This window comes from Stenotrophomonas sp. SrG (assembly GCF_050031795.1).
Classification (GTDB): Bacteria; Pseudomonadota; Gammaproteobacteria; order Xanthomonadales; family Xanthomonadaceae; genus Stenotrophomonas; species Stenotrophomonas rhizophila_A.
The window spans coordinates 1-240 of sequence record NZ_JBNBBE010001076.1 but is presented as its reverse complement, the minus strand read 5'-3'; the positions used below and the strand labels follow the sequence as shown (position 1 = coordinate 240).

At 67.1% G+C, this 240-nt stretch carries 1 pseudogene; it reads left to right on the top strand.

The features are described from left to right. Positions 1-4 precede the first annotated feature (4 nt). Positions 5-240: pseudogene (locus ACQG3P_RS22790) on the top strand (hypothetical protein); the annotation flags it as partial.

Here is a 240-nt window from a genome sequence, read left to right as displayed (position 1 = left end):
CACGATGGAGCAGAAGACAGCCTTCTACAGCGCCGTCGCCCATGGCCGGCACGCCGCGGTGGGCATTCGTCTTGAGGAGGTCGTCATCACTCGGGTGGAGGTGAAGCGCGAGAACGGGTCGTTCGGCACTGGCGTGGCGCAGTATGCGCTGTGCGCCTCCCTCCGAAGATCAGACCGCGCTCTGCCCGCAGTGCGGCGTGGATGCCGTGGTGGGGTTCAAGGGCCCAGGGGAGACGACGT